Origin of the sequence: Streptomyces eurythermus (genome assembly GCF_014649115.1) — a bacterium.
GTDB lineage: Bacteria > Actinomycetota > Actinomycetes > Streptomycetales > Streptomycetaceae > Streptomyces > Streptomyces eurythermus.
In genome coordinates, this window is sequence record NZ_BMSK01000009.1 from 184,045 (window position 1) to 203,453 (window position 19,409).

Annotated in this window: 22 protein-coding genes; 8 read left to right on the forward strand and 14 right to left on the reverse strand. The window is 71.5% G+C overall.

The genetic code is table 11. From position 1 onward, the window contains the following. Nucleotides 1-31: 31 nt before the first annotated feature. A complete protein-coding gene (locus tag IE251_RS19035) occupies nt 32-898 on the forward strand; it encodes an LLM class F420-dependent oxidoreductase (RefSeq protein ID WP_189754181.1) in 867 nt (288 codons plus the stop codon). 106 nt (nt 899-1,004) lie between these two features. Here the strand turns inward: IE251_RS19035 and IE251_RS19040 are convergent, their stop codons facing one another. From IE251_RS19040 to IE251_RS19055, 4 genes are all read right to left on the reverse strand, one after another. Beyond that, nucleotides 1,005-1,862, reverse strand: coding sequence for a fumarylacetoacetate hydrolase family protein (locus tag IE251_RS19040; protein WP_189754182.1), 858 nt, complete (start codon nt 1,860-1,862; stop codon nt 1,005-1,007). A gap of 138 nt (nt 1,863-2,000) precedes the next feature. Further along, entirely contained in the window at nt 2,001-2,711 is a 711-nt protein-coding gene (locus IE251_RS19045; RefSeq protein ID WP_030782623.1) for a YidC/Oxa1 family membrane protein insertase, read from the reverse strand. Between the two features lie 288 nt (nt 2,712-2,999). Then, nucleotides 3,000-3,326, reverse strand: a complete 327-nt coding sequence (locus IE251_RS19050) for a DUF6412 domain-containing protein (RefSeq protein WP_189754183.1) — start codon at nt 3,324-3,326, stop codon at nt 3,000-3,002. Nucleotides 3,327-3,357: 31 nt separating this feature from the next. Then, nucleotides 3,358-3,897, reverse strand: a complete 540-nt coding sequence (locus IE251_RS19055; protein WP_234471311.1) for a winged helix-turn-helix transcriptional regulator — start codon at nt 3,895-3,897, stop codon at nt 3,358-3,360. A 161-nt stretch (nt 3,898-4,058) separates the two neighbouring features. Between IE251_RS19055 and IE251_RS19060 the strand changes: the two genes are divergently transcribed. Further along, nucleotides 4,059-5,462, forward strand: coding sequence for an MFS transporter (locus IE251_RS19060; RefSeq protein ID WP_189754185.1), 1,404 nt, complete (start codon nt 4,059-4,061; stop codon nt 5,460-5,462). Between the two features lie 16 nt (nt 5,463-5,478). Here the strand turns inward: IE251_RS19060 and IE251_RS19065 are convergent, their stop codons facing one another. After that, the gene (locus IE251_RS19065) at nt 5,479-6,309 is read right to left on the reverse strand and encodes a class E sortase (protein WP_189754186.1); all 831 of its coding nucleotides are present in this window, start codon (nt 6,307-6,309) and stop codon (nt 5,479-5,481) included. A 232-nt stretch (nt 6,310-6,541) separates the two neighbouring features. Here IE251_RS19065 and IE251_RS19070 point away from each other — a divergent pair, with 232 nt between their 5' ends. Both IE251_RS19070 and IE251_RS19075 read left to right on the forward strand, forming a co-directional pair. Continuing rightward, nucleotides 6,542-8,014, forward strand: coding sequence for a glycoside hydrolase (locus IE251_RS19070; RefSeq protein ID WP_189754187.1), 1,473 nt, complete (start codon nt 6,542-6,544; stop codon nt 8,012-8,014). 104 nt (nt 8,015-8,118) lie between these two features. Continuing rightward, nucleotides 8,119-9,003 carry an LAETG motif-containing sortase-dependent surface protein gene (locus IE251_RS19075; RefSeq protein WP_189754188.1) on the forward strand — a complete coding sequence of 295 codons (885 nt, stop codon included), beginning with the start codon at nt 8,119-8,121 and terminating at the stop codon, nt 9,001-9,003. Nucleotides 9,004-9,079: 76 nt separating this feature from the next. On the opposite strand, the gene IE251_RS19080 is transcribed toward IE251_RS19075, so the two are convergent. Both IE251_RS19080 and IE251_RS19085 read right to left on the reverse strand, forming a co-directional pair. After that, nucleotides 9,080-9,802: a TIGR03943 family putative permease subunit gene (locus IE251_RS19080; RefSeq protein ID WP_189754189.1), complete on the reverse strand. Its 723-nt coding sequence runs from the start codon at nt 9,800-9,802 to the stop codon at nt 9,080-9,082. Between the two features lie 11 nt (nt 9,803-9,813). Beyond that, on the reverse strand, nt 9,814-10,791 hold the full coding sequence (locus tag IE251_RS19085; protein ID WP_229896854.1) for a permease: 978 nt from the start codon (nt 10,789-10,791) through the stop codon (nt 9,814-9,816). Nucleotides 10,792-11,097: 306 nt separating this feature from the next. Here IE251_RS19085 and IE251_RS19090 point away from each other — a divergent pair, with 306 nt between their 5' ends. Continuing rightward, nucleotides 11,098-12,111, forward strand: a complete 1,014-nt coding sequence (locus tag IE251_RS19090; protein ID WP_189754191.1) for a tetratricopeptide repeat protein — start codon at nt 11,098-11,100, stop codon at nt 12,109-12,111. Nucleotides 12,112-12,135: 24 nt separating this feature from the next. Further along, nucleotides 12,136-12,600 carry a very short patch repair endonuclease gene (locus IE251_RS19095; RefSeq protein WP_189754192.1) on the forward strand — a complete coding sequence of 155 codons (465 nt, stop codon included), beginning with the start codon at nt 12,136-12,138 and terminating at the stop codon, nt 12,598-12,600. On the opposite strand, the gene IE251_RS19100 is transcribed toward IE251_RS19095, so the two are convergent. The 6 genes from IE251_RS19100 to IE251_RS19125 all read right to left on the reverse strand — a co-directional run bounded on the left by IE251_RS19100 (nt 12,529) and on the right by IE251_RS19125 (nt 17,526). Next, nucleotides 12,529-13,872, reverse strand: a complete 1,344-nt coding sequence (locus tag IE251_RS19100) for a DNA cytosine methyltransferase (protein WP_189754193.1) — start codon at nt 13,870-13,872, stop codon at nt 12,529-12,531. The genes IE251_RS19095 and IE251_RS19100 overlap by 72 nt on opposite strands. Before the next feature lie 165 nt (nt 13,873-14,037). Further along, entirely contained in the window at nt 14,038-14,601 is a 564-nt protein-coding gene (locus IE251_RS19105) for a class IV adenylate cyclase (protein ID WP_189754194.1), read from the reverse strand. A 10-nt stretch (nt 14,602-14,611) separates the two neighbouring features. Continuing rightward, nucleotides 14,612-15,274: a class I SAM-dependent methyltransferase gene (locus IE251_RS19110; RefSeq protein ID WP_189754195.1), complete on the reverse strand. Its 663-nt coding sequence runs from the start codon at nt 15,272-15,274 to the stop codon at nt 14,612-14,614. Continuing rightward, a complete protein-coding gene (locus IE251_RS19115; protein WP_229896842.1) occupies nt 15,192-15,833 on the reverse strand; it encodes a P-loop nucleotide/nucleoside kinase family protein in 642 nt (213 codons plus the stop codon). Before IE251_RS19115 ends, IE251_RS19110 begins: the two co-directional genes overlap by 83 nt. Then, entirely contained in the window at nt 15,826-16,728 is a 903-nt protein-coding gene (locus IE251_RS19120) for a radical SAM protein (protein ID WP_189754196.1), read from the reverse strand. Before IE251_RS19120 ends, IE251_RS19115 begins: the two co-directional genes overlap by 8 nt. A gap of 105 nt (nt 16,729-16,833) precedes the next feature. Then, on the reverse strand, nt 16,834-17,526 hold the full coding sequence (locus tag IE251_RS19125; RefSeq protein WP_189754197.1) for an HAD family hydrolase: 693 nt from the start codon (nt 17,524-17,526) through the stop codon (nt 16,834-16,836). Nucleotides 17,527-17,622: 96 nt separating this feature from the next. Here IE251_RS19125 and IE251_RS19130 point away from each other — a divergent pair, with 96 nt between their 5' ends. Then, the gene (locus IE251_RS19130; RefSeq protein ID WP_189754198.1) at nt 17,623-18,396 is read left to right on the forward strand and encodes a helix-turn-helix domain-containing protein; all 774 of its coding nucleotides are present in this window, start codon (nt 17,623-17,625) and stop codon (nt 18,394-18,396) included. Continuing rightward, nucleotides 18,383-18,850, forward strand: coding sequence for an NUDIX hydrolase (locus IE251_RS19135; RefSeq protein ID WP_189754199.1), 468 nt, complete (start codon nt 18,383-18,385; stop codon nt 18,848-18,850). The genes IE251_RS19130 and IE251_RS19135 overlap by 14 nt, the downstream gene beginning before the upstream one ends. On the opposite strand, the gene IE251_RS19140 is transcribed toward IE251_RS19135, so the two are convergent. After that, nucleotides 18,838-19,401, reverse strand: coding sequence for an HD domain-containing protein (locus IE251_RS19140; RefSeq protein ID WP_189754200.1), 564 nt, complete (start codon nt 19,399-19,401; stop codon nt 18,838-18,840). The genes IE251_RS19135 and IE251_RS19140 overlap by 13 nt on opposite strands. Nucleotides 19,402-19,409 lie beyond the last annotated feature (8 nt).

Consider the following 19,409-nt stretch of genomic DNA (forward strand, 5'->3'; position numbering starts at 1 on the left):
GGCACTGTCCACCACCGGAGGGATCCATCCGATGACCACCGCACTGAAGGAGAGCGTCGGCCGGTACGGCGTCTGGAGCTTCGAGCTGCGCTCCGAGGACCCGGCCCGGCGCGGCGAGCTGGACGAGGCCGCGGCCGAGCTGGAGGAACTCGGGTACGGCGCGGTCTGGCTGGGCGGCAACAGCACCGCCGACCACGCGGCCCCGCTCATCGGCGCCACGCGCGGTGTCGTCGTCGGCACCAGCATCCAGAGCGTCTGGCAGCAGGACGCCGCCACCACGGCGGCCGGTTTCGACGGGCTGGAGAAGGCCCACCCGGGCCGGTTCGCGCTGGGCCTCGGGGTGAGCCACGGCCCGCTGGTGAAGGACTACCGCCGCCCGTACGCGGCCATGGTCGAGTACCTGGACGAGCTGGACCGGGCGGGCGTCCCCGCCGAGCGGCGGGTGCTGGCGGCGCTGGGCCCGCGGATGCTGGAGCTGGCCCGGGACCGCGCGGCCGGTGCGATCCCGTACCTGACCACGCCCGAACACACCGAGCGGGCCCGGGAGATCCTCGGCGCGGGGCCGCTGCTGGCCCCCGAGCTGAAGGTGGTCCTGGAGTCCGACCCGGCCCGGGCCCGGGAGACGGCCCGCGCCTACCTGGCGCGCTATCTGGAACTGCCCAACTACACCAACAACTTCCTCCGGCTGGGCTTCACGGAGGCGGACGTCGCCGACGGCGGCAGCGACCGCCTCATCGACGCGGTCTTCGCCTGGGGCGACGAGGCCCGGATCCGCGAGCGCGTCACCGCCTTCCACGAGGCGGGCGCGGACCACGTCGCCCTCCAGGTGGTCACGGCGAACACCGGCGAGGCCCTCCCGAGGAAGGAATGGCGCGACCTCGCCGCGCTCCTGGGCTAGCGGGTCCGGACCGCGGGGCACGGGGCACGGCGCACGGGGAACCGCGCGACCGGCCCCGGACGCCGCCGCGGTTCCCGGCGCTCCGCCGGTTCTCCCGGCGGAGCCGCTACGCGTCCTTCAGTTCCTGCCGCTGCCGGCCGAGCCCCGCGATCTCCAGCTCCACGACGTCACCGGCGCGCAGGTACGGCTTGGGCTCGGGCGCGCCCATCGCGACCCCGGCCGGCGTGCCCGTGTTGATGACGTCGCCGGGGTACAGGGTCATGAACCGGCTTACGTAGCGCACGACCTCGCCCACGGGGAAGATCTGCTCGGCCGTCGTGCCGTCCTGCTTCAGCTCGCCGTTCACCCACAACTTCAGCGACAGGTCCTGCGGGTCGGCGATCTCGTCGGCCGTCACCAGCCAGGGGCCCAGCGGGTTGAACGTCTCGCAGTTCTTGCCCTTGTCCCAGGTCCCGCCCCGCTCGATCTGGAACTCCCGCTCGGAGACGTCGTGCGCCACCGCGTACCCGGCGACGTGCGCGAGGCCCTCCTCCGCCGAGTCCAGGTAGCGGGCCGTACGGCCGATGACGACCGAGAGTTCGACCTCCCAGTCCGTCTTCGCCGAGCCGCGCGGCACCAGCACGGTGTCGTTCGGCCCGACCACCGTGTCCGGCGCCTTGAGGAAGACGACCGGCTCGGCGGGCGGTTCGGCGCCCGTCTCGCGGGCGTGGTCGTGGTAGTTCAGCCCGATGCACACGACCTTCCCGATGCGGCCGAGCGGGGGGCCGATCCGCAGTCCGGTGGCGTCCAGCGCGGGCAGTTCGCCGGAGCCGGCCGCCGCGCGGATCCGGCCGAGCGCCTCCTCGTCGGCGAGGAGCGCGCCGTCGATGTCGTCCACGAGACCTGACAGGTCCCGGAGGGTCCCCTCGGCGTCGAGCAGTGCGGGGCGCTCGGCCCCGGCCGTACCGACTCGCAGCAGCTTCATGGTCACCTTCTCCCTCGATCGCGGGCGCCCCGCCGATGGGTGCAGCCATCGAAAGGACTGGCTGATCCTCCAATTCCCCTGTCCACTCCGCAAGACCCTGTTCAGGTACTGGACCGTAACCGGGACGCCCTGTACCGCTCAGCGGTACAGCAGGGACTGTTCCGCCGCGCTCCACGCCGTACTGGTGACGATGTACAGCGCGGCGGCCAGCGGGACGAACGCCACCGAGACGAGGGTGAAGAAGGACAGGAACGGGGTCACCCGGGTGACCGCGGCGAGACCGGGCACCTGGTCGCCGCCGACGGCCGGGGCGGGCTGTGCGGCCATCGTCCGCCGGGCGCGCCGGAAGTTGACGGTGGCGACGGCCGCGACGAGGGCGAACAGGCCGAGGTAGACCAGTCCGGCCGGGCCGAACACCCCGCCGTCGGCGAGCGCGTCGGCCCAGCGTCCGCCGAGCGGTGCCGCGAACAGCCGGTGGTCCAGCAGGGAGTTGCTCTCGCCGCCGATCGTGGTGCTGGAGAAGAGGTGGTAGAGGAGGAAGAAGGCGGGCAGCTGGAGCAGGCCGGGCAGGCAGCCGGAGAGCGGTGAGACCTTCTCCTGGGCGTGCAGTTCGAGCACCGCCCGCTGGAACCGTTCGGGGTCGCGGGCGTGCCGGGCGCGCAGCGCGTCGATCTTCGGCTGGAGCGCGGCGCGGGCACGCCGGCCGCGGGCGGCGGCCCGGGACAGCGGGTGGACGAGGAGCCGTACCAGCGCGGTGAACAGGACGATCGCGGCGGCTGCCGCGGAGGCGTGGAAGAGCGGGGTCAGCAGGTCGGCGAGGTGCTCGACCAGACGGGCGAAGACGGACATGGGTGAGCCCTCCGGGGGTCTCGTCGTGCCGGAAGCGGCCGGGGAATCAGGGATTCGGCCGGGATCAGGGATTCGGCGGGGAATCGGGGATCCGGCGGGGAATCAGGGGATTCGGCGGGGAACCGGCAAGGACGAGCCGCGCGCGGGATCAACCGTCGGCGGATACGCGGACGTGCGGCCCTACGGCCTCACGGGTGCGCGGACGTACGGGTACGCGGGTGCGCGGCCTCACGGGTACGCGGACGCGTGGACGTACGGGTGCGCTGGGCGTGGATACGCGGACGTGTCCTACGCGGCGGTCGTCGCCGGTCCGGCGTGTCCGGGGGCCCGGGGCCGTCGCCGGCCGGGTGCGTCGGGGTCGCGCTGGGGCAGGAAGGCCGTCCGGCGGGCCCGGTCGCGGATGGCCGTGCGCACGCGGTTCGGCGGGACGACGGGCACGCGCCGCGCGGCCAGCAGGACACAGACGGCGAGCATCGCGGCGGCGGTCGCGGTCGCGGCGAGGGCGACGGCCGTGGTGAGACCGCCGCTGCCGAGGAGGGCGGTCTGGAGCAGCAACAGCTGCGCCAGGAACAGCAGGAAGGCGAGGGGACGCGGGACGACCGCACTGCCGCGCATCACAACTCCCCCCTCTCCGCTTCGTACGCCCTCAGTCTGCCAGACGCGCCGGTCCGGTCTCCAGGGGCTCCAGCAGCCGCTTCGGCCGCGACAGCGCCCTGCTGACCGGGTCCTGGGGCGAGGTGTCCAGTTCCGGTCCCGGCACCATGACGACGTCGGCGACCGGCACGGCGGTTCCGCAGTCGGCGCACGTTCCGTACGGCCCGACCTCCCCGCCGCAGTCGGCGTGCCGGAAGGACCGCAGCCGGCCGGCGTCGGCGTGCTCGCGCCCCCACTGGCTCAGGGCGCGCAGCGCGGGCCACAGGGCCGTGCCGCGCTCGGTGACGACGTACTCGTCCCGCGGCGGTGTCTCCTGGTACCGGCGCTTTTCGAGGATGCCCTGCTCGGTGAGCGTGCGCAGCCGGTCGGAGAGGACGGCGCGCGGGATGCCGAGGTGGACGAGGAAGTCGTTGTAGCGCCGGACGCCGTAGATCGCGTCGCGGACCACGAGCAGCGTCCAGCGCTCGCCGACGACCTCCAGCGCGCGGGCGATGGAGCACTCCTGCGACGCGTAGTCCTTGCCCAGTGCCATGCCGTCCACTGTAACCGCGCGGAGCGAATGGGTTCAGTGAACGAACCGACAGTGTTACGGTGACGGCGACCGAGGTCGATTCAATGACCGAACCGACACACGCACGGGCTCCGCCGGGCCGGACCGGACCGGACGCCGGCCCCGGAAGGACACGACCGACCATGCCCCGGCCCGACTCCGCGACCACCACCCCCGCCACGCCACCGGGAAACTCCCGCGCCGCACCCGGGGAAGCGCCCGCACGCCCCCGCGCCACCCTGGCCCTGACCAGCGCCGCGACCGCCGTGGCCCTCATGTCGTACACCGCCCCGATGGTCACGCTGCCGGACACCGCGCGCGATCTGGGCACCCCGCTGTCCGCCCAGGCCTGGCTGCTGAACGGCACCCCGCTCGGCCTCGCCGCCCTGCTGCTGGTGGCCGGCAGCCTCGCCGACGACCACGGCCGCCGCCGGATCTTCCTGGCCGGCACCCTGGGCCTCGGCCTCACCACCGCCCTCGCCGCGGTGACCACCTCGACCTGGCAGTTCACCCTGGCCCGGGTCGCCCAGGGCGCGGCCAGCGCGGCCCTGCTGGCCAGCGCGCTCGGCCTGATCGTGCACGCCTTCCCCAGCCCGCGCGGCCGGCTGCACGCCACCGGGGTGTGGGGCGCGTTCGTCAGCGGCGGCATCGCCGTGGGCCCGCTGCTCGCGGGCGCGCTGCCCGACTGGCGGCTCGCCTACGGCCTGCTCGGCGCCGCCGCGCTGGTGGTGGCCGCGCTCGGCGCCCGGGGCCTCACCGAGTCACGCGCCCCGCGCGGCGGCCGGCCGGACGTGCTCGGCGCGCTCACCTTCGGCGTGGCGCTCGCCGCCCTGGTCGCGGCCCTCACCCTGGGCCGGGACGGCTGGCTGCGCGCCCCGGTCGGCCTGCTGCTCGCGGCGGCCGTGCTGCTCGTCGCCGCCTTCACCGCGGTGGAGCGCCGGGCCGCCACCCCGATGATCGACCTCGGGCTGTTGCGCCGGCCCCGCTTCCTGGCCTCCTCCGCGGGCGGCCTGTTCACCGGTCTCGCCGTGATCGGCGTGTTCAGCTATCTGCCGGCGCTGCTCCAGCAGGCCCTGCGCCTGTCACCGCTGGCCACCGCCTGGCTGTTCCTGCTCTGGGCCGGGCTGAGCTTCGCCGTCGCCCTCCAGGTCAGGCATCTGGCCGGCCGACTCGCCCCGCGCACCCAGCTCGCCCTCGGCTTCACCCTGCACGCGGTCGCCGTGCTGACGATGCTCGGTGCCGTCGGCTCCGGCTCCTGGCCCCGGCTGCTGCCCGGCCTGATCGTCGGCGGGGTCGGCAGCGGGCTGCTCAACGGCGCGCTGCCGCTGCTCGCCGTGGAGTCGGTGCCGCGCGAGCGGACCGCGATGGGCTCCGGCGCCCAGCAGACCTTCCGCTACATCGGCTCCTGCGCGGGCGTGGCCCTGACCATCGCCCTCGCCACGTCGGCCGGCGACCTGGCCCGGGGCGCGAACCTCGCCCTGCTGGTGTCGGCGGGGCTGGCGGTGGCGGGCGCGGTGGGCGTGCTGGTGTCACGGGAGGCCGCGTGACACCCGCCCGGGGTGCTCATCTGGGCCGCACGGACACCAGCTTCGCCCACACCACCAGCCGGTAGCGGGAGGTGAACTCGGGGGTGCAGGTGGTCAGGGTGAGGTAGTGGCCCGGCTCGTCGTACCCGTACCCGGGCCGGACCAGCGAGCGCGGGACGGGCCGTACGACCCCCACGTCCCGGGCCGTCGTACGCGGCAGGATCCGGTCGACGCCGTAGGTGTACGTCGCCGAGCGCGTCTCCACCTCGACGGTGTCCCCGCGCCGCAGCCGGGGCAGGTACCGGAAGGGCTCGCCGTGGGTGTTGCGGTGCCCGGCGAGCGCGAAGTTCCCGGCCTGGCCCGGCTGCTGGGTGCCGCGGTAGTGACCGGCGTACCCCTTGTTCAGCACCCCCGCCCGGTCCACGCCCTCCGCGACGGGCACGCGCAGCCCCAGCCGGGGGATGCCGAGGACGGCGTACGCCCGGGAGGGGCGGGGCGGGGGCGCGGGAGAGGTTCCGGGGCGCGCGGGGTCGGCGTCGGTGGCCGGGTCCGGGTCCGGAGCCGGAGCCGGAGACGTGACGGCACCGCCGGAAGGACCACCGCCGAGCCCGGCCGCCGTCCCGTCGCCCCGCTCCCCCTCCCTCTCCTCCCCCTCCCGTTCCCACTGCCGCTCCAGCGCCGTCACCGTGCGCTCGGCGCCGCGCCGGGCCTCCCGGTTGGTCCACCACATCTGGTGCGCGACCAGCAGCAGGAGGACCAGCCCGGCCGTCACCAGCAGCTCGCCCCCGCCCCACAGCACCCGCCTGCCCCAGGCACGCCGGCGCCGGTCCCCGTGCCCCACGACCCGTACGCCCGCGACGGCCCGCATCCGCCCCCACCTCCAACGGAAGCCGCCCGCACGATAGGCGCGACGCCCCCGACTGGCCAGAGGAAGCGGGCCGATCGGCTTTCTCAACGGGTTTGAGAAAGGGCCGTCACAACCCTCGACAACGCCGTCCGGCAGCCCCGATGCTTCGTGGTGGCATGCCGGGGGGGTACGAGGCGGCACCGCTTCCAGGACGCGGTGCCGCAAGCCGCGTGGAGAGGCAGCGAACGCACCCATGATCCGACGCAGAACACTGCTGGCCGCCGCGGGCGGCGGCCTGCTCGGCAGCGCACTGGCCACGGGCACGGCCCGGGCGGACGCGACGATCGCCGTCAACCCGTCGGCGTCGTACGGCACCTGGGAGGGCTGGGGCACCTCCCTGGCCTGGTGGGCGAACGTCTTCGGCACCCGCGACGACTTCGCCGACATCTTCTTCACGACCAGGAACACGACGTACAACGGCACCTCGCTGCCCGGCCTCGGCCTGAACATCGCCCGCTACAACCTGGGCGCCTGCGGCTGGAACAGCGTGGGCGGCGCGACGATGGCCGTCTCCCCGAACATCCCCTCCTTCAAGCAGATCGAGGGCTACTGGCAGGACTGGACCGACGAGGACCCGGCCTCCGCGGCCTGGAAGTGGACGGCGGACGCCGCCCAGCGGGCCATGCTCGTGAAGGCCACCCAGCGCGGAGCGGTCTCGGAGCTGTTCGCCAACTCCCCCATGTGGTGGATGTGTTCCAACCACAACCCGTCCGGCGCGGCCGACGGCGGCAACAACCTCCAGTCCTGGAACCACCGGCAGCACGCCGCCCACCTCGCCGCCGTCGCCCTGTACGCCCGGCAGCACTGGGGCGTGGACTTCGCGACGGTGGAGCCCTTCAACGAGCCCTCCTCGTCGTGGTGGACCGCCACCGGCACCCAGGAGGGCTGCCACATCGACGCGGCCACCCAGGCGTCCGTACTGCCGTACCTGCGCTCGGAGTTGGACAAGCGGGGCCTGACCGGCACCCGGATCGCCGCGTCCGACGAGACGGGCTACGACCTGGCCCGCACCACCTGGAACTCCTTCTCCGGCACGGTCAAGGGATACGTCGACCGGGTCAACGTGCACGGCTACCAGGGCTCCGGGGGCCGCCGCGACCTGCTGTACACGGACGTGGTGACCACCGGCCGCAAGGCCCTGTGGAACTCCGAGACCGGCGACAGCGACGCCACCGGCCTGACCACGGCGAGCAACCTCCTCTACGACTTCCGCTGGCTGCACCCGACGGCCTGGGTGTACTGGCAGGTGATGGACCCCAGCGCGGGCTGGGCGGCGATCGCCTACGACCCGGCCACCCGGCAGCCGGGCGCGGTGCAGACGAAGTACTACGTCCTCGCCCAGTTCACCCGGCACATCCGCCCCGGCATGACGATCCTGGACACCGGCGCGAGCTACGCGGTGGCGGCCCTGGACCGGCCGGCGAAGCGCCTGGTGATCGTCGCCGCCAACACCTCCGCCTCCGCCCAGACCCTGACCTTCGACCTGTCCCGCTTCGCCGCCGTCACCGGCGGCCCGGGCGGCCTGGTCCCCCGCTGGAACACGGTCACGACGGGCGGCGACCGCTACACGCCCCACTCCGACATCCGCCTGAACGGCACGTCGGTGTCGGTCCCGTTCGCGCCGAAGTCGGTCCAGACGCTCCAGGTCGACGGCGTCACCGGGTAGGTCCCGCGGCCGGTGCCGTACAACCCTGGGCACCACTGACCAGTCCTCAAGGTGTACGAAAAGCAACCGATCGACGCACTCATCACACCGTGAGGACCGCTTCCATGAAGTACCGTCCGGCCGTGGTCGCGGCCGCCGCCTCCGTCGCCCTGCTCGCCGGCACGCACGCCGCCGGGGCGGCGGAGGGCGGCCTGGACTCCCTGCCCGCCTGCACCGACGTGTCGACCGCGTACGGCGACTACGAACAGCGTGACCTGAAGGCGTCGCTCGACATCACCGCCGCCGAGCTGGTGCCGGGCGGCGACTGGACCCCGGCCAAGGGCACCCTGACCAACCTGGGCAGGAGGGACCTCCCGGAGGTCGGGGTGCGCGCCTACCCCTGGCTCCAGACCGACGACCCCGAGTACCAGGACATGACCAAGTTCGTGAAGGTGGAGGTGCGCGCGGAGGACGGCACCTGGCAGCCGGTGAACGGCACCGGGTCCACCGTCCCCGCCCCGCTGCCGTCCGGCCAGACCCGCGCCTACGACCTGCGGGTACGGGTGATCAAGGACGTACCGGCGGGGCTCGGCGGCTCCGAGTTCAACTTCACGGGCACCTTCGCGGACGTGTACCGCTTCCCGGACACCGGTAAGGAGGTGGAGTGCGCGGCCGAGGCGATCGGATACGACGCGTTCCGCGTCCGGCGCGCGACCACCACCCCCAAGCCGGCCCCGAGTTCCGCGCGGCCCACGCCGACCGCGTCCCAGGCCTCCCCCACCCCGACGTCCGCGCGGCCCACGGCGTCCCCGAGCACCACGGCGTCCACCCCGTCGCCCGCCTCGACGGCGTCGGCCGCCCCCGTCCCCGTTCCCGTCCCCTCCTCCACTGGCGGTGAGCTGGCCGAGACCGGCGGCTCCGACGCCACCCTCCCGCTCGCCGCGGCGGCCGCCGGCCTGGCCGTGCTGGGCGCCGGAGCGGTGGTGTTCGCCCGCCGCCGCAGGGGCTGACGGGCCGGCCGGCGCCGGAGTGACCGCGTGACGGTGTCACCGTGCGACGGCAGGACCGCAGGGCTGTGTGACGGTGTCACCGTACGACGGTTTCCCCCGGCGGCAGGGCGTCCTGGTAGCCGTTCGTGGGCCGGGGGACCCTCGTGACCGTACGGGCGTCCAGCGCGACCGGCGCGGACGCGGTGCCGAGCGTCCCGCCGGGGTGCCAGGTCCCGGTGACCGTCACCCAGGTGTCGGCGGGCGGCACGGACCCGCCGTGGACGCGCACCTTGACCGACTGGGCGTCGGCGGCACAGCAGTTGAGAACGAGCCGGGTCAGGTCCCAGCCGCCGCCGTCCCGGGGGGTCACGAAGCCGGTCATCCGGACGACGCGCCCCTCGATGGCCCGACCGCGGTCCTCCCGTACCCGGCTGGTGAAGTCGGAGAGGGTCATGGGCAGGGGCGAGGCGCGCGGCAGCGGATCGAAGTCGCCGCGGTGGACGACGGGCTTCGCCGACTGCCGGGCCGCGGTGTAGGCGCCGAGGGCGGGCGGGGCGTAGCAGAGCAGGCTGAGGGCGGGAAGGAGCAGCAGCCAGGCGACCCCGGGCGTACCGGAATGCCCGTGCCCGTCACCGCTGTTCGCTCCCCTGTCGAGGACGGCACTCGCGAGCCCCAGCAGGAGCAGCACGGCCCCGGTGGCAATGAGCAGGGGCCGCATGCCCTCCTTGACGTAGCGCAGGTACAGGTCCGTGACCAGGGAGACGCGCAGCAGCCCGAGCCCGCACAGCACGAGCAGCCCCGCCTGGAGGGACCGCCGCACAGCACCGCCCCTCACAGCAGCACCCCTCCGGCCAGCGCCGAGCACGCGACGGCGACGACCAGGGTCGCGGCGGAGAACCGTACCGCGAAGGCCCGCCCGAAGGTCCCCGCCTGGAGGGCGATGAGCTTCAGGTCGACCATCGGCCCCACCACCATGAACGCCAGCCGCGCCACGGGCGGGAACCCGGTCAGCGAGACGGCCAGGAAGGCGTCGGCCTCGGAGCACACCGCGAGCAGGACCGCGAGGCCGGCGAGGAACAGCACGGACAGCCAGGGAGAGGCGGAGAAGGTGTCGAGCACGGAGCCCGGAACGGCGACGTTGAAGGTGGCCGCGGCCATCGCGCCGACCACCAGGAACCCGCCGGCGTGCAGGAAGTCGTGCTGGAATCCGCGCCGGAACTCGTCCCACCGGCTGCGTCCCGCCCGGTGCCCGGTGTGCCGTGCGACGGGCCGCAGCCACTCGGCCCGCCCGAACCGCAGCCACAGCCAGCCCATGACGACGGCGGTGGCGAGGGAGGCGAGCAGCCGGGCGAGCACCATGGCGGGGTTCCCGGGGAAGGCGATCGCGGTGGCGGTGAGCACGACCGGGTTGACGGCGGGCGCGGAGAGCAGGAACGCGAAGGCGGCGGCCGGGGTGACGCCCCGGCTGATGAGACTGCCGGCGACCGGCACGGAGGCGCACTCGCACCCGGGCAGCACGGCCCCCGCGACACCGGCCACCGGAACGGCGAGCGCGGGCCGGCGCGGCAGGATCCGGCGGAACACGCTCTCCGGCACGAAGGCGTTGATCGCCCCCGACAGGGCGGTGCCCAGCACCAGGAACGGCAGTGCCTGCACGGTCACGGCGAGACTCACGGTCCGCCAGGTCCGCACGGCCGGGACGTCCCCCCACCGCCCGAGCAGGAAGACGACGGCCCCGGGGAGGACGGCGGCGCCGAGGAGGAGCAGGGGCCAGAAGGAGGGCGGGGCGGGCGTCCGGGGATCCGGCACCGGCGGCTCGGCGGCCGGCGCCTCAGGGACGGACACGGGCTCCTCGTGGAGGTGGGCCGCATGGAGGTCGAGGTCGACTGCGTGGAGGCCGGCCGCGCCGCCCGGCGGATCTCCCTCCCCGAGGCCCGGCCGCCGCTCCGGCACCGGAACCGCCCCACCCGTCTCCCGCACGTCCCGCCCCCGCCCTCCCGGGCCCCGGTGGGCCCCTGTCTCCGCCCGCCCGAAGATAACGGTCGGCCACCGCCGCCCGTCGCGTGCCCCCTGCGCGCCTCACGTTTACCGGCGCCCGGCAGTACGGTGTCCCCCATGCGCCCCGACACGCCTGCCGAGAATGTCGACCACGCCACCGAAGCGGCCCGCCTGGAGCGGACCGCCGGACTGTACCCGGAGGACGCCGAGACGCTCCTGCTGCGGGCGGCGGCCCACCTGGAGCTGTCCGGCGACCGCCCCGCGGCCACCACGCTCTACGACCGCCTGCTGTCGTCCTCAGCGGGGCTGGCCAACCCCGCCCTGGTCCGCGCCCTGAAGGCCTCGAACCTGTGGGAGTACGGCCACGAGGCCGAGGCGAGGGCGATCATCGAGGGCATCCGCACGACGGCCCCCCGGGACCCGGCCCCCTGGGTGATCGCGGCGGAGGCCCTGGAATCGCACGACGAACTGGAGGCGGCGGCGGAGACGTTCACGGAGGGAACCCGCCTGCTGATCCCCGGTCCCGCGGAAGCGCCCCTGCCCTCCACCCACCCCCTCCTCTACGGCCGCCACCGCGTCCGCCGCATGCTGGGCCTGCCGCACGACGACTGGGACACCCTGGCGGACACCGTGCACACGGGCCCGGTCACCCTCGACGAACTCCACGACCCGAAACGGGTGTGGTCGCTGGGCTCGGACAACCCGGCGGAACTGGAGGCGGAGATCTCCCGCCTGCGCGCGGAACTGGGCGCCTACCGAGCGGCCCTGTCCCGCCCGTTCCCGGTGGCGGTCCTGCACTGGCCCGCCGCCGAACTGGAAGAACTCCTCACGGCGTACCCCACCCTGACCACGGAGTACCCGTCCCACCCCGAGCACCTGGCCACCATAGAGTCCTCCTTGCGCGAACTGGCCTCCTCGGGCACGCCCAACCTCGGCATCGTCACCGGCACGGTCCCGTCCTACGAAGCCTTCGCAGCCTCGGAAGCCACCTCCCCGACCGACCCCACCCTCCTCCCCCAGTACGCGACCACCCTTGCGGCCAGGGGGCGGGCGGTGGCTTGGCCTCCGGGGGAGGGGGAGGGGTGTTGGTGTGGGGCGGAGCAGGCCTACGCAGAGTGCCATGGCGTGTGAGGTCAGCGGGCTAGGCTTATCAACGTGTCCGAAGAGCTTCCGTGGAAACCACCAGCAGGCTCCTGGGCCTCATCCGCGGCACGTCGTCGCAACATGCAGGCGATCCGTAGCCGGGACACCAAGCCAGAGACACTGATCCGGCGGCTGGTGCACGCCCGGGGGCTGCGCTATCGCGTGGCCGCACGTCCTTTGCCAGACCTTCGCCGGACTGCGGATATGGTGTTCGGTCCGGCTAAGGTGGCGGTGTTTATAGACGGCTGCTACTGGCACGGCTGCCCCGAGCATTACGTCCCGCCGAAAACTAACTCCGGCTACTGGTCGGAAAAGGTACTCCGCAATGTTGAGCGGGACCGGGACACCAACCAGCGCCTGGAGAATGCCGGGTGGCTCGTGCTCCGCTTCTGGGAGCACGAGCCGTCAGAAGCCTGCGCGGACAAGATCGCCGCGGCTGTGCGGCGCCGGAGGGCTGTCAACGGCGGGCGTACCTGATACCGGGAAAACCATCTGTTCCGTCACAGGGGCTTCCGAACCGGCACCCGTGGTGTCGAGCTCGTAGTCGCGGAGCAGCTCATCGCGGTGCTCAGGCCGCAGCACAGCGGCGATAGCACGCCCGACCGCCTCCGCCACGGGAGGCGGGAAGGCGTTGCCTACCTGGCGGTACTGAGCTGTCTTCCGCCCTTGGAACTTCCAGTCCTCCGGGAACCCCTGGATGATCGCGGCCTGCTGCACCGTCAGCATGGGGCCGGACGGACGGAAAAGGTCACGCTCCGGATCGCACTTGTCGGGCTCGTTGGCCACACCCATCCCGTCTACGCCCAGCTGCGCCCAGGCCCGCTTGGCCCTGGTCGGCCCAAGGTCCGCGCCGCCATGCTTCCTTGAGCCTCCAACGAGAGTGGGAGCGACTCCCGGGCCCAGCTCCGCCGCCTCTGTAGCCTTGCGCAACCAGTCCAGGTACACCTGCTCCCCGGTACGCTCTCCCGGCTTCGCCCGCTCCCCGTGCTTGTTCTTGTTCCAGTACATCCGGCAGCGCTCTTCCATGCTGGCCGCAAGCTCTTCGACTACGGTCGCCCGCTTGCCCTTAAGTTCGGATGGCCACACAAACTCAGCACCGGTCACGCTTTCATGGATCACGACCAGGATGGCCCGAGGACGCAACTGCGGGACTCCGAAGTTACTCGCATCCATCCGACGCCACACCTTACGCATGACACGGTCCTGCTCTACAGCAGACCAGCTTTCCTTGATTTCAGGAACCACATAGCCCAGGCGACGCAGCGTACCGAGAATGTCGCGACGATAGTCAATGAATACCTCCGGCGGTTCAAGAATACCCCGGACATTCTCAATCATCACCGCTCGCGGCCGCAGCTCATCGATAATCCTAAGCGCGTCCGGGAACAAGTCCCGCTCGTCATCCTTACCCAACCGCTTCCCGGCCAGCGAGAAGGGTGGGCATGGGACACCACCGGCCAGGAGATCCAAGTCACCCTTCTGGATTCCGGGGCCAGCATTTACCTCTTGCTTAAGAAATTCCTTGACATCCCTGGGCTTAAGCTCCTCAGCCCGCCCCTCGCCCCACCCCGGCCAGCTGGCCACGTTCGCCCGGAGGGTGGCTACCGCGTGCGAGTCCCACTCCACGAGATCGAGATGCTCGAACCCCGCATTATGCAGCCCAACGGCTTGTCCCCCCGCGCCCGCGCAGATCTCCACCGAGGTCAGTGGCCGGGCGAACTGCGGACGCTCACGACCGCTGGCGCTCATAGTGTTCCTTCCAGGATTGACTCAAACCAGGTCAAGTGTCCCAGAAGACCATTGATCACTTGCTCGCTCCTGAGCACTCGACACCCACGAGTGTCCCACTTTCTCAGCCCTGGCCCCGAGGGGACCAGGGCTGAGGTCATAGAGCGTTTACACCCTGCGATCGCTCTAGCCGCGGTGCTTGTCCGTGTCGGAGAACAGCAGGGTCGGTTCGGCAAGGATGTCGCGGCCGGCCTCGCTCTTGTAGATCTCGTCGACGCTCCCGAACCGGGCTTCGGAGTAGTCGAGCCCCAGAAGATCGGCGGCCTGCCGGACGGACGCCTCGTCGGGGCCTTCGATCTCCAGGAACGTCGGGAGGTCGGGCCAGGTGTCGAAGTCGAAGGCGACCTCTCCCAGGCGCCACTCCTCGCGGTAGTTCTCCTGGTAACGGACCTCGGTGAGGCCGACCCGGCGGAGGATGCCGGCCATCGCGTGCAGGTCGGCGACTTCGGTCTCGATCTCCTTGGTGCCGTCGATCGTGGTGGCGTCGGTGACCTGCTTGAGCGTGAGCGTGGAGCGGGTGCCCTCGTTACGCAGACGGAGCCACGCCCCGCCGTCGAGGGAGTCGTTCTCGAAGATCTTCCGGGTGAGGAGGGTGCGGGGGAGCGCCTGGACGGCACCGAGGGCAGCCAGCCTGGCCTGCAGGCCAGCGACATCGACGGCCAGGAACTTCGCCTCGTACTCGTGCTTCATGGTCCTTCTCTCAGAGACGGTCGGTGAGGGTGGACGAACGGGCCGCCAGGAGCAGGCCCATGCGGTGGATGTGGTCGTGTGGCTGGCCGATGTGGGGCCGCTCGGTGAACTCGTTCGTGCGCAGGGTGAGCAGCACGTCCCAGTCGCCGGGGAAGTGACGGCGCAGGCGCTCCGGAGAGGTGTAGTGCTCCACCACGTGATGGCGCTTTTCGACGGGCATCATGAACTCCGCACCGAACACACCGCCCGGGCGGACCAGGCGCTGCATGCGGTCGACGAACTCGGCGAGCGGGCGGTGGTGGTTGGCACTGTAGTGCCACGAGCAGCTCGTCCAGACCGCTTCGCACGGCACGTCCAGAGGTTCCCCCGCAAGGAAGTCCTCCTCGATCACCCGCACACGGTTATGGAGTTCCTCCAGCTTGAGCCGGTCGGTCAACCCCATAGCGCGCACTTGGCTGTCACCCGGGAGGCGTACCTCACCTCCGTGCACGGCGAGCGCGTCGCGTTCGATGGCCACTACGCGGTACCCAGCCGCGGCCAGAGGCAGGACGAACTTGCCGTCGCTCGCACCGACGACCGCGACGGTGGATTCAGGCGCAACGCGTTCCCGCAGGACTGCGAGAAACTGCGGGAAGAAGGTGAGGGTGTGCTCCCACAGGCTTTGTGTCCGCACGGGAGTGTGCTCCTTGCGTATCGGTGGCGGTGATCACGCGGAGGACCTCTTCGGGGGTGAGCCCCGTGGTATCGATGCGATGCGCCGGGAATGAGGCGTAGGCATCTGTCACTCGGTCGGTGACCGTTTCCGTCAGCGCGTCCCATCGCGATACCGGCTTGTTCCGTGCCGCGAGTCGCCGTCGGCGTTCGTCCTCAGCACAGAGGAGTTGGTAGGTGACGGGCACGGGCAGCCAGGCCGGCAGGGTGACTCCGAGCCGGGCGCCCAGGGCGTGGTGGCTGGTGAGGCACCGGGCGAAGTAGCTCTCGACGACAACCGGAACACCGCCTCTGAGGTGGCGCTGGATCTCTTCTGCCGCTGTGAACAGTGCGGAGAGGTAGAGACACATCCGCGCTTCGACGTTCGTGCGCTTGTCCATCTCGCGCCTGAGCGGCTGGTAGAAGGCAGGCACTGTGGGAACGAGGACGGCCTGGCGGGCAGCGGCGAGCATCGGCGCGATCGTCGACTTCCCAGTGCCTCGTAAGCCTTCCAGGCTTTCGAACCTCGGCTGGTCAGACACGGGCGTACACCACGTCCGGCACCGGGAGCGTGATCTCATCGGTGACAGAGGGCCTGTGGACGATGCGGTTCGCGGTCTTCTCGTACCAGAACGCGTGGGAGTCCTTGCCCACGGCCTTGCAGGACATGGTGAGCGCACCGCGCGGGTCGGCCTCGATGCGGTCGATCTCGTGAGGCCCGCCGGACGGAGCGCAGACCTCCGGAGCACCGTGCTCGGAGAGGTCCTCGTCAACGATCACCTCAAGCGGCAGCCTGGTCTGCGCGAGCGCTTCGCGAAGCCGGCCGTAGGCGGTCGTGTCCGTGATCAGCAGCTCGGGGTGATGGGCGGCATTACCTACCAGCCGCAGGTGGTGGAGCTTCAGCTGCCTGACTCCGAGCTGCCCGAGGATGCTGGCGAGAGGGAGGACCTCGCCGATGTTCTGAGAGGTCACGGTCATGGTCGCGCCCGTCGGAACACCGAGGTCCCGTGCCAGGCTGAGCGAGCTGAGGGCGCTCTGGTAGCTGCCGCGCTTGCGGATGCCGTCGTTGGTCGAGCCGACACCCTCCAGGGAGACCCGGAGCAGGTCCAGGTGTGGAGCGATCTCGGTCAGGCGGCGCTCGATCCGGTATCCGTTGGTGCAGATCTCGACGCGCTGCCCCAGTTCCCGCTTGGCGTGCCGGACAACCTGCGGGAGCTCCCGGTAGACGAACGGTTCCCCGCCGAGGAGGGTGACGGCCTCCGTGCCGTACTCGTCCCGCATCAGGGTGAGCAGGCTGACGGCTTCCCCGGCGGTGAAGGCGTCGGAGTACTGAAGCCGCTTGCCGTGGAAGCAGTGCAGGCATGTGAAGTTGCAGCGGTACAGCAGCTGCAGATACAGCATCCGGATTCTCCGGATCCCGGTGATATCCCCGATCACATGGGCTCCTTCGGCTGACTGTCTGGTGGGAACCCTGATGGTGGCCGACCATGCGAGGACCTCGGCACCGCGTTCGGGGACGGTCCGAGGACGTCCTGGGACGTTTTACCTGCCCGCGAAGGACTCCAGGACGCTGATGACCCGCCTGGTGTCTGACAGGTCGGGCAGGACCTCCTGGGCGCCGGCGGCGGCCAGCTCTTCGGGACTGTGGACACCGGAGGCGACCGCGAGGATCCCGGACCCCGTGGCCAGGGCGGCCTCCACATCGCGGGGAGTGTCTCCCACCAGGACGGCGGGCACACCGGCCGGAACGTCACGGAGCCGCTGCATGCGTTCGCGGGCGATCGCGACAAGTCCGGGGCGGTGTCCAGCGTCCGCTCCGTAGGCGCCCACAGGCAGGTCCAGCAGTGCGTCGAGGCCGAAAGCGGACAGCTTCACCCGCGCGTTGGCGGCGATGTTGCCGGTCAGGACAGAGGAAACCCAGTCGCTTCGCGCCGAAGCGCTCTTCAGCACCTCGTGAACCCCTGGCAGAACCCTCCCGCGCATGCGCAGATCATCCAGGCGTTCCTGCCCTGCCCGTGTGAGAGCGTTCTCGATCACGGGCCAGCCGGGCACGGGCAGCCCGGCGCGAAGGAACATGTCGCGCATGATGAGCCGGTCCGTGCGCCCCTCGGTACGCGCCGGCTCCGACGGTTCGCGTCCCGCGAGCAAGGAGAAGGCAGCAGTGTATATCTCCTTGCTGACCCCCGCGTTCTCGATGAGGGTGTGGTCGATGTCCCACAGGACGATGAGCTCCATGGCGCCAGGGTAGGCAGGTGGCGGTGCTCCGCTGTCTTGACAACGTCCCATAACGTCCTTGCGTGATCACGCAGCGCCCCGCTTCGATTGGCTGCTGTGAACGACCGACTGCACTCTGTGCTCGCGCAGCGCGGTGTCTCGCCCGAATCGCTCGCGGAAGTCTGCGAGGTGGACCCGAAGACGGTGAGCCGCTGGCTGGGAGGGCGTGTTCCTCACGCACGGCATCGCTTCCGCGTCGCACGTCACCTGCGCGTGGAGGAGACTTTCCTCTGGCCGGCGCCGCCTCGGCGGTCCGGCCAGGCGCGTGACGGGTCAGGCACCGGGGTGGTCGGCACCTACCAGAACCGGGCCAGCGTGCCGAGGGAGATCTGGCTCTCACTGCTGCGAGAGGCCCAGCACGAGATCAGCGTCCTCGTCTTCTCCGGTACGTTCTTCGCGCAGTCCAATCCGCACGTAGCCAAGATGCTCTCCGAGCGCGCCGCGGAGGGTGTGCGGGTACGCCTGTGCTTCGGCGACCCGGACGGTCAGGCCGTCGCGATCCGGGGCCGAGAAGAGGGCATCGGCGACACCCTGGCCGCCAAGATCCGCGCATCACTGACGTATTACCGGCCCCTGCTGGGCGAGGCCGGGTGCGCCGTACGCCTCCACGACACCACGCTCTACACGTCCATGTTCCGCTACGACGACAACCTGCTGGTCAATCCCCACATCTGGGGGCAGCCGGCCAGCGCCAACCCCCTGCTCCACCTCAAGAGGACCGAAGGCACTGGGTGGTTCGACAGTTACGCTCAGAGCTTCGACTGCGTCTGGGCCGCCGCACGGCCGTGGACGCCCGACCATGAGAGGACCGCCGCCCATGGGCAGGACTGAGTACTACAACGACCCGGCCGCCCCGAAGGCAAACACCCTCATCCCGGCGAGCAACCTGCTCGTCGTCGACGACACCGGCGCCATCCTCCTCCAGCGCCGCCGCGACACCGGCCAGTGGGCGCTTCCCGGCGGCGCCCAGGACATCGGCGAGACCGCGGCGGAGTGCGCGGTACGCGAGTGCCTGGAAGAGACCGGCATCATCGCCGAGATCACCGGCTTCCTCGGCGTCTACACCAACCCGCACCACATCGTCGCCTACAGCGACGGAGAGATCCGCCAGCAGTACGAGAACACCTACATCGGCCGCCCCATCGGCGGAACTCCCACGATCAACGACGAGGCCGACGGGGTGCGCTTCGTCCAGCCCGCCGACCTCGACCAGTACGACATCCACCCGAGCATGCGCCAGCAGATCGGGGACTACCTGGCCGGCACGTACCCCTACCTGGGCTGAGCCGCCAGCGCTGCCTCGATCCTCCGCACGGAAACGAGGATCTCCGGCGCCGCACGGCGGATGAACCGGCCGACCACACTGTCCGCGCCATACCGGCTGATGATCTCCGCGATCCGCTCCCGCGCACTGGTCCGGCCGCCGTCGGGCGTCGTCGTCATGTCGCAGTACACGAGAGCGTCCACCAGCAACGGCTCCTCCAGCAACGGAAACTCCGACGCCAACTCGTCCCGCAGCCCACGCTCCTCGGCCTCCAGCCGGGCAAAAGAGTGGTTCGCGACCAGGCGCACCAGCCGCTCATCGGCCCCGTGCTCGTCACGGAGGAACCTTGCCCCGTCCAGCGGGTGGAACCCGGTTATGGCCAGCCGAGGTGCGTATCCGACGTCGTGCAGGGTGGCGGCAGCGACGAGAAGATCACCGTTCTTACCGAGAAGCCGCCGGGCTTCGGTCGCGCGCTGGGCCACTCCTCGCGTGTGCGCCCACCTCCGTGGAAGCACGGCGCTGAGCTCGGATTCCGCTACCCGCGTCGCCCACTCCGTCATCAGATCGGCCATGCCGGGCT

Excerpts from the sequence above, each read along its gene's own strand:
- IE251_RS19075 (WP_189754188.1), top strand. The coding sequence starts at position 8,119 with ATGAAGTACCGTCCGGCCGTGGTCGCGGCCGCCGCCTCCGTCGCCCTG.
- IE251_RS19035 (WP_189754181.1), top strand. The coding sequence starts at position 32 with ATGACCACCGCACTGAAGGAGAGCGTCGGCCGGTACGGCGTCTGGAGC.
- IE251_RS19105 (WP_189754194.1), bottom strand. The coding sequence starts at position 14,601 with ATGAAGCACGAGTACGAGGCGAAGTTCCTGGCCGTCGATGTCGCTGGC.
- IE251_RS19100 (WP_189754193.1), bottom strand. The coding sequence starts at position 13,872 with ATGAGCGCCAGCGGTCGTGAGCGTCCGCAGTTCGCCCGGCCACTGACC.
- IE251_RS19140 (WP_189754200.1), bottom strand. The coding sequence starts at position 19,401 with ATGGCCGATCTGATGACGGAGTGGGCGACGCGGGTAGCGGAATCCGAG.
- IE251_RS19060 (WP_189754185.1), top strand. The coding sequence starts at position 4,059 with ATGCCCCGGCCCGACTCCGCGACCACCACCCCCGCCACGCCACCGGGA.
- IE251_RS19050 (WP_189754183.1), bottom strand. The coding sequence starts at position 3,326 with ATGCGCGGCAGTGCGGTCGTCCCGCGTCCCCTCGCCTTCCTGCTGTTC.
- IE251_RS19070 (WP_189754187.1), top strand. The coding sequence starts at position 6,542 with ATGATCCGACGCAGAACACTGCTGGCCGCCGCGGGCGGCGGCCTGCTC.
- IE251_RS19125 (WP_189754197.1), bottom strand. The coding sequence starts at position 17,526 with ATGGAGCTCATCGTCCTGTGGGACATCGACCACACCCTCATCGAGAAC.
- IE251_RS19055 (WP_234471311.1), bottom strand. The coding sequence starts at position 3,897 with ATGGCACTGGGCAAGGACTACGCGTCGCAGGAGTGCTCCATCGCCCGC.
- IE251_RS19040 (WP_189754182.1), bottom strand. The coding sequence starts at position 1,862 with ATGAAGCTGCTGCGAGTCGGTACGGCCGGGGCCGAGCGCCCCGCACTG.
- IE251_RS19090 (WP_189754191.1), top strand. The coding sequence starts at position 11,098 with ATGCGCCCCGACACGCCTGCCGAGAATGTCGACCACGCCACCGAAGCG.
- IE251_RS19065 (WP_189754186.1), bottom strand. The coding sequence starts at position 6,309 with ATGCGGGCCGTCGCGGGCGTACGGGTCGTGGGGCACGGGGACCGGCGC.
- IE251_RS19045 (WP_030782623.1), bottom strand. The coding sequence starts at position 2,711 with ATGTCCGTCTTCGCCCGTCTGGTCGAGCACCTCGCCGACCTGCTGACC.
- IE251_RS19135 (WP_189754199.1), top strand. The coding sequence starts at position 18,383 with ATGGGCAGGACTGAGTACTACAACGACCCGGCCGCCCCGAAGGCAAAC.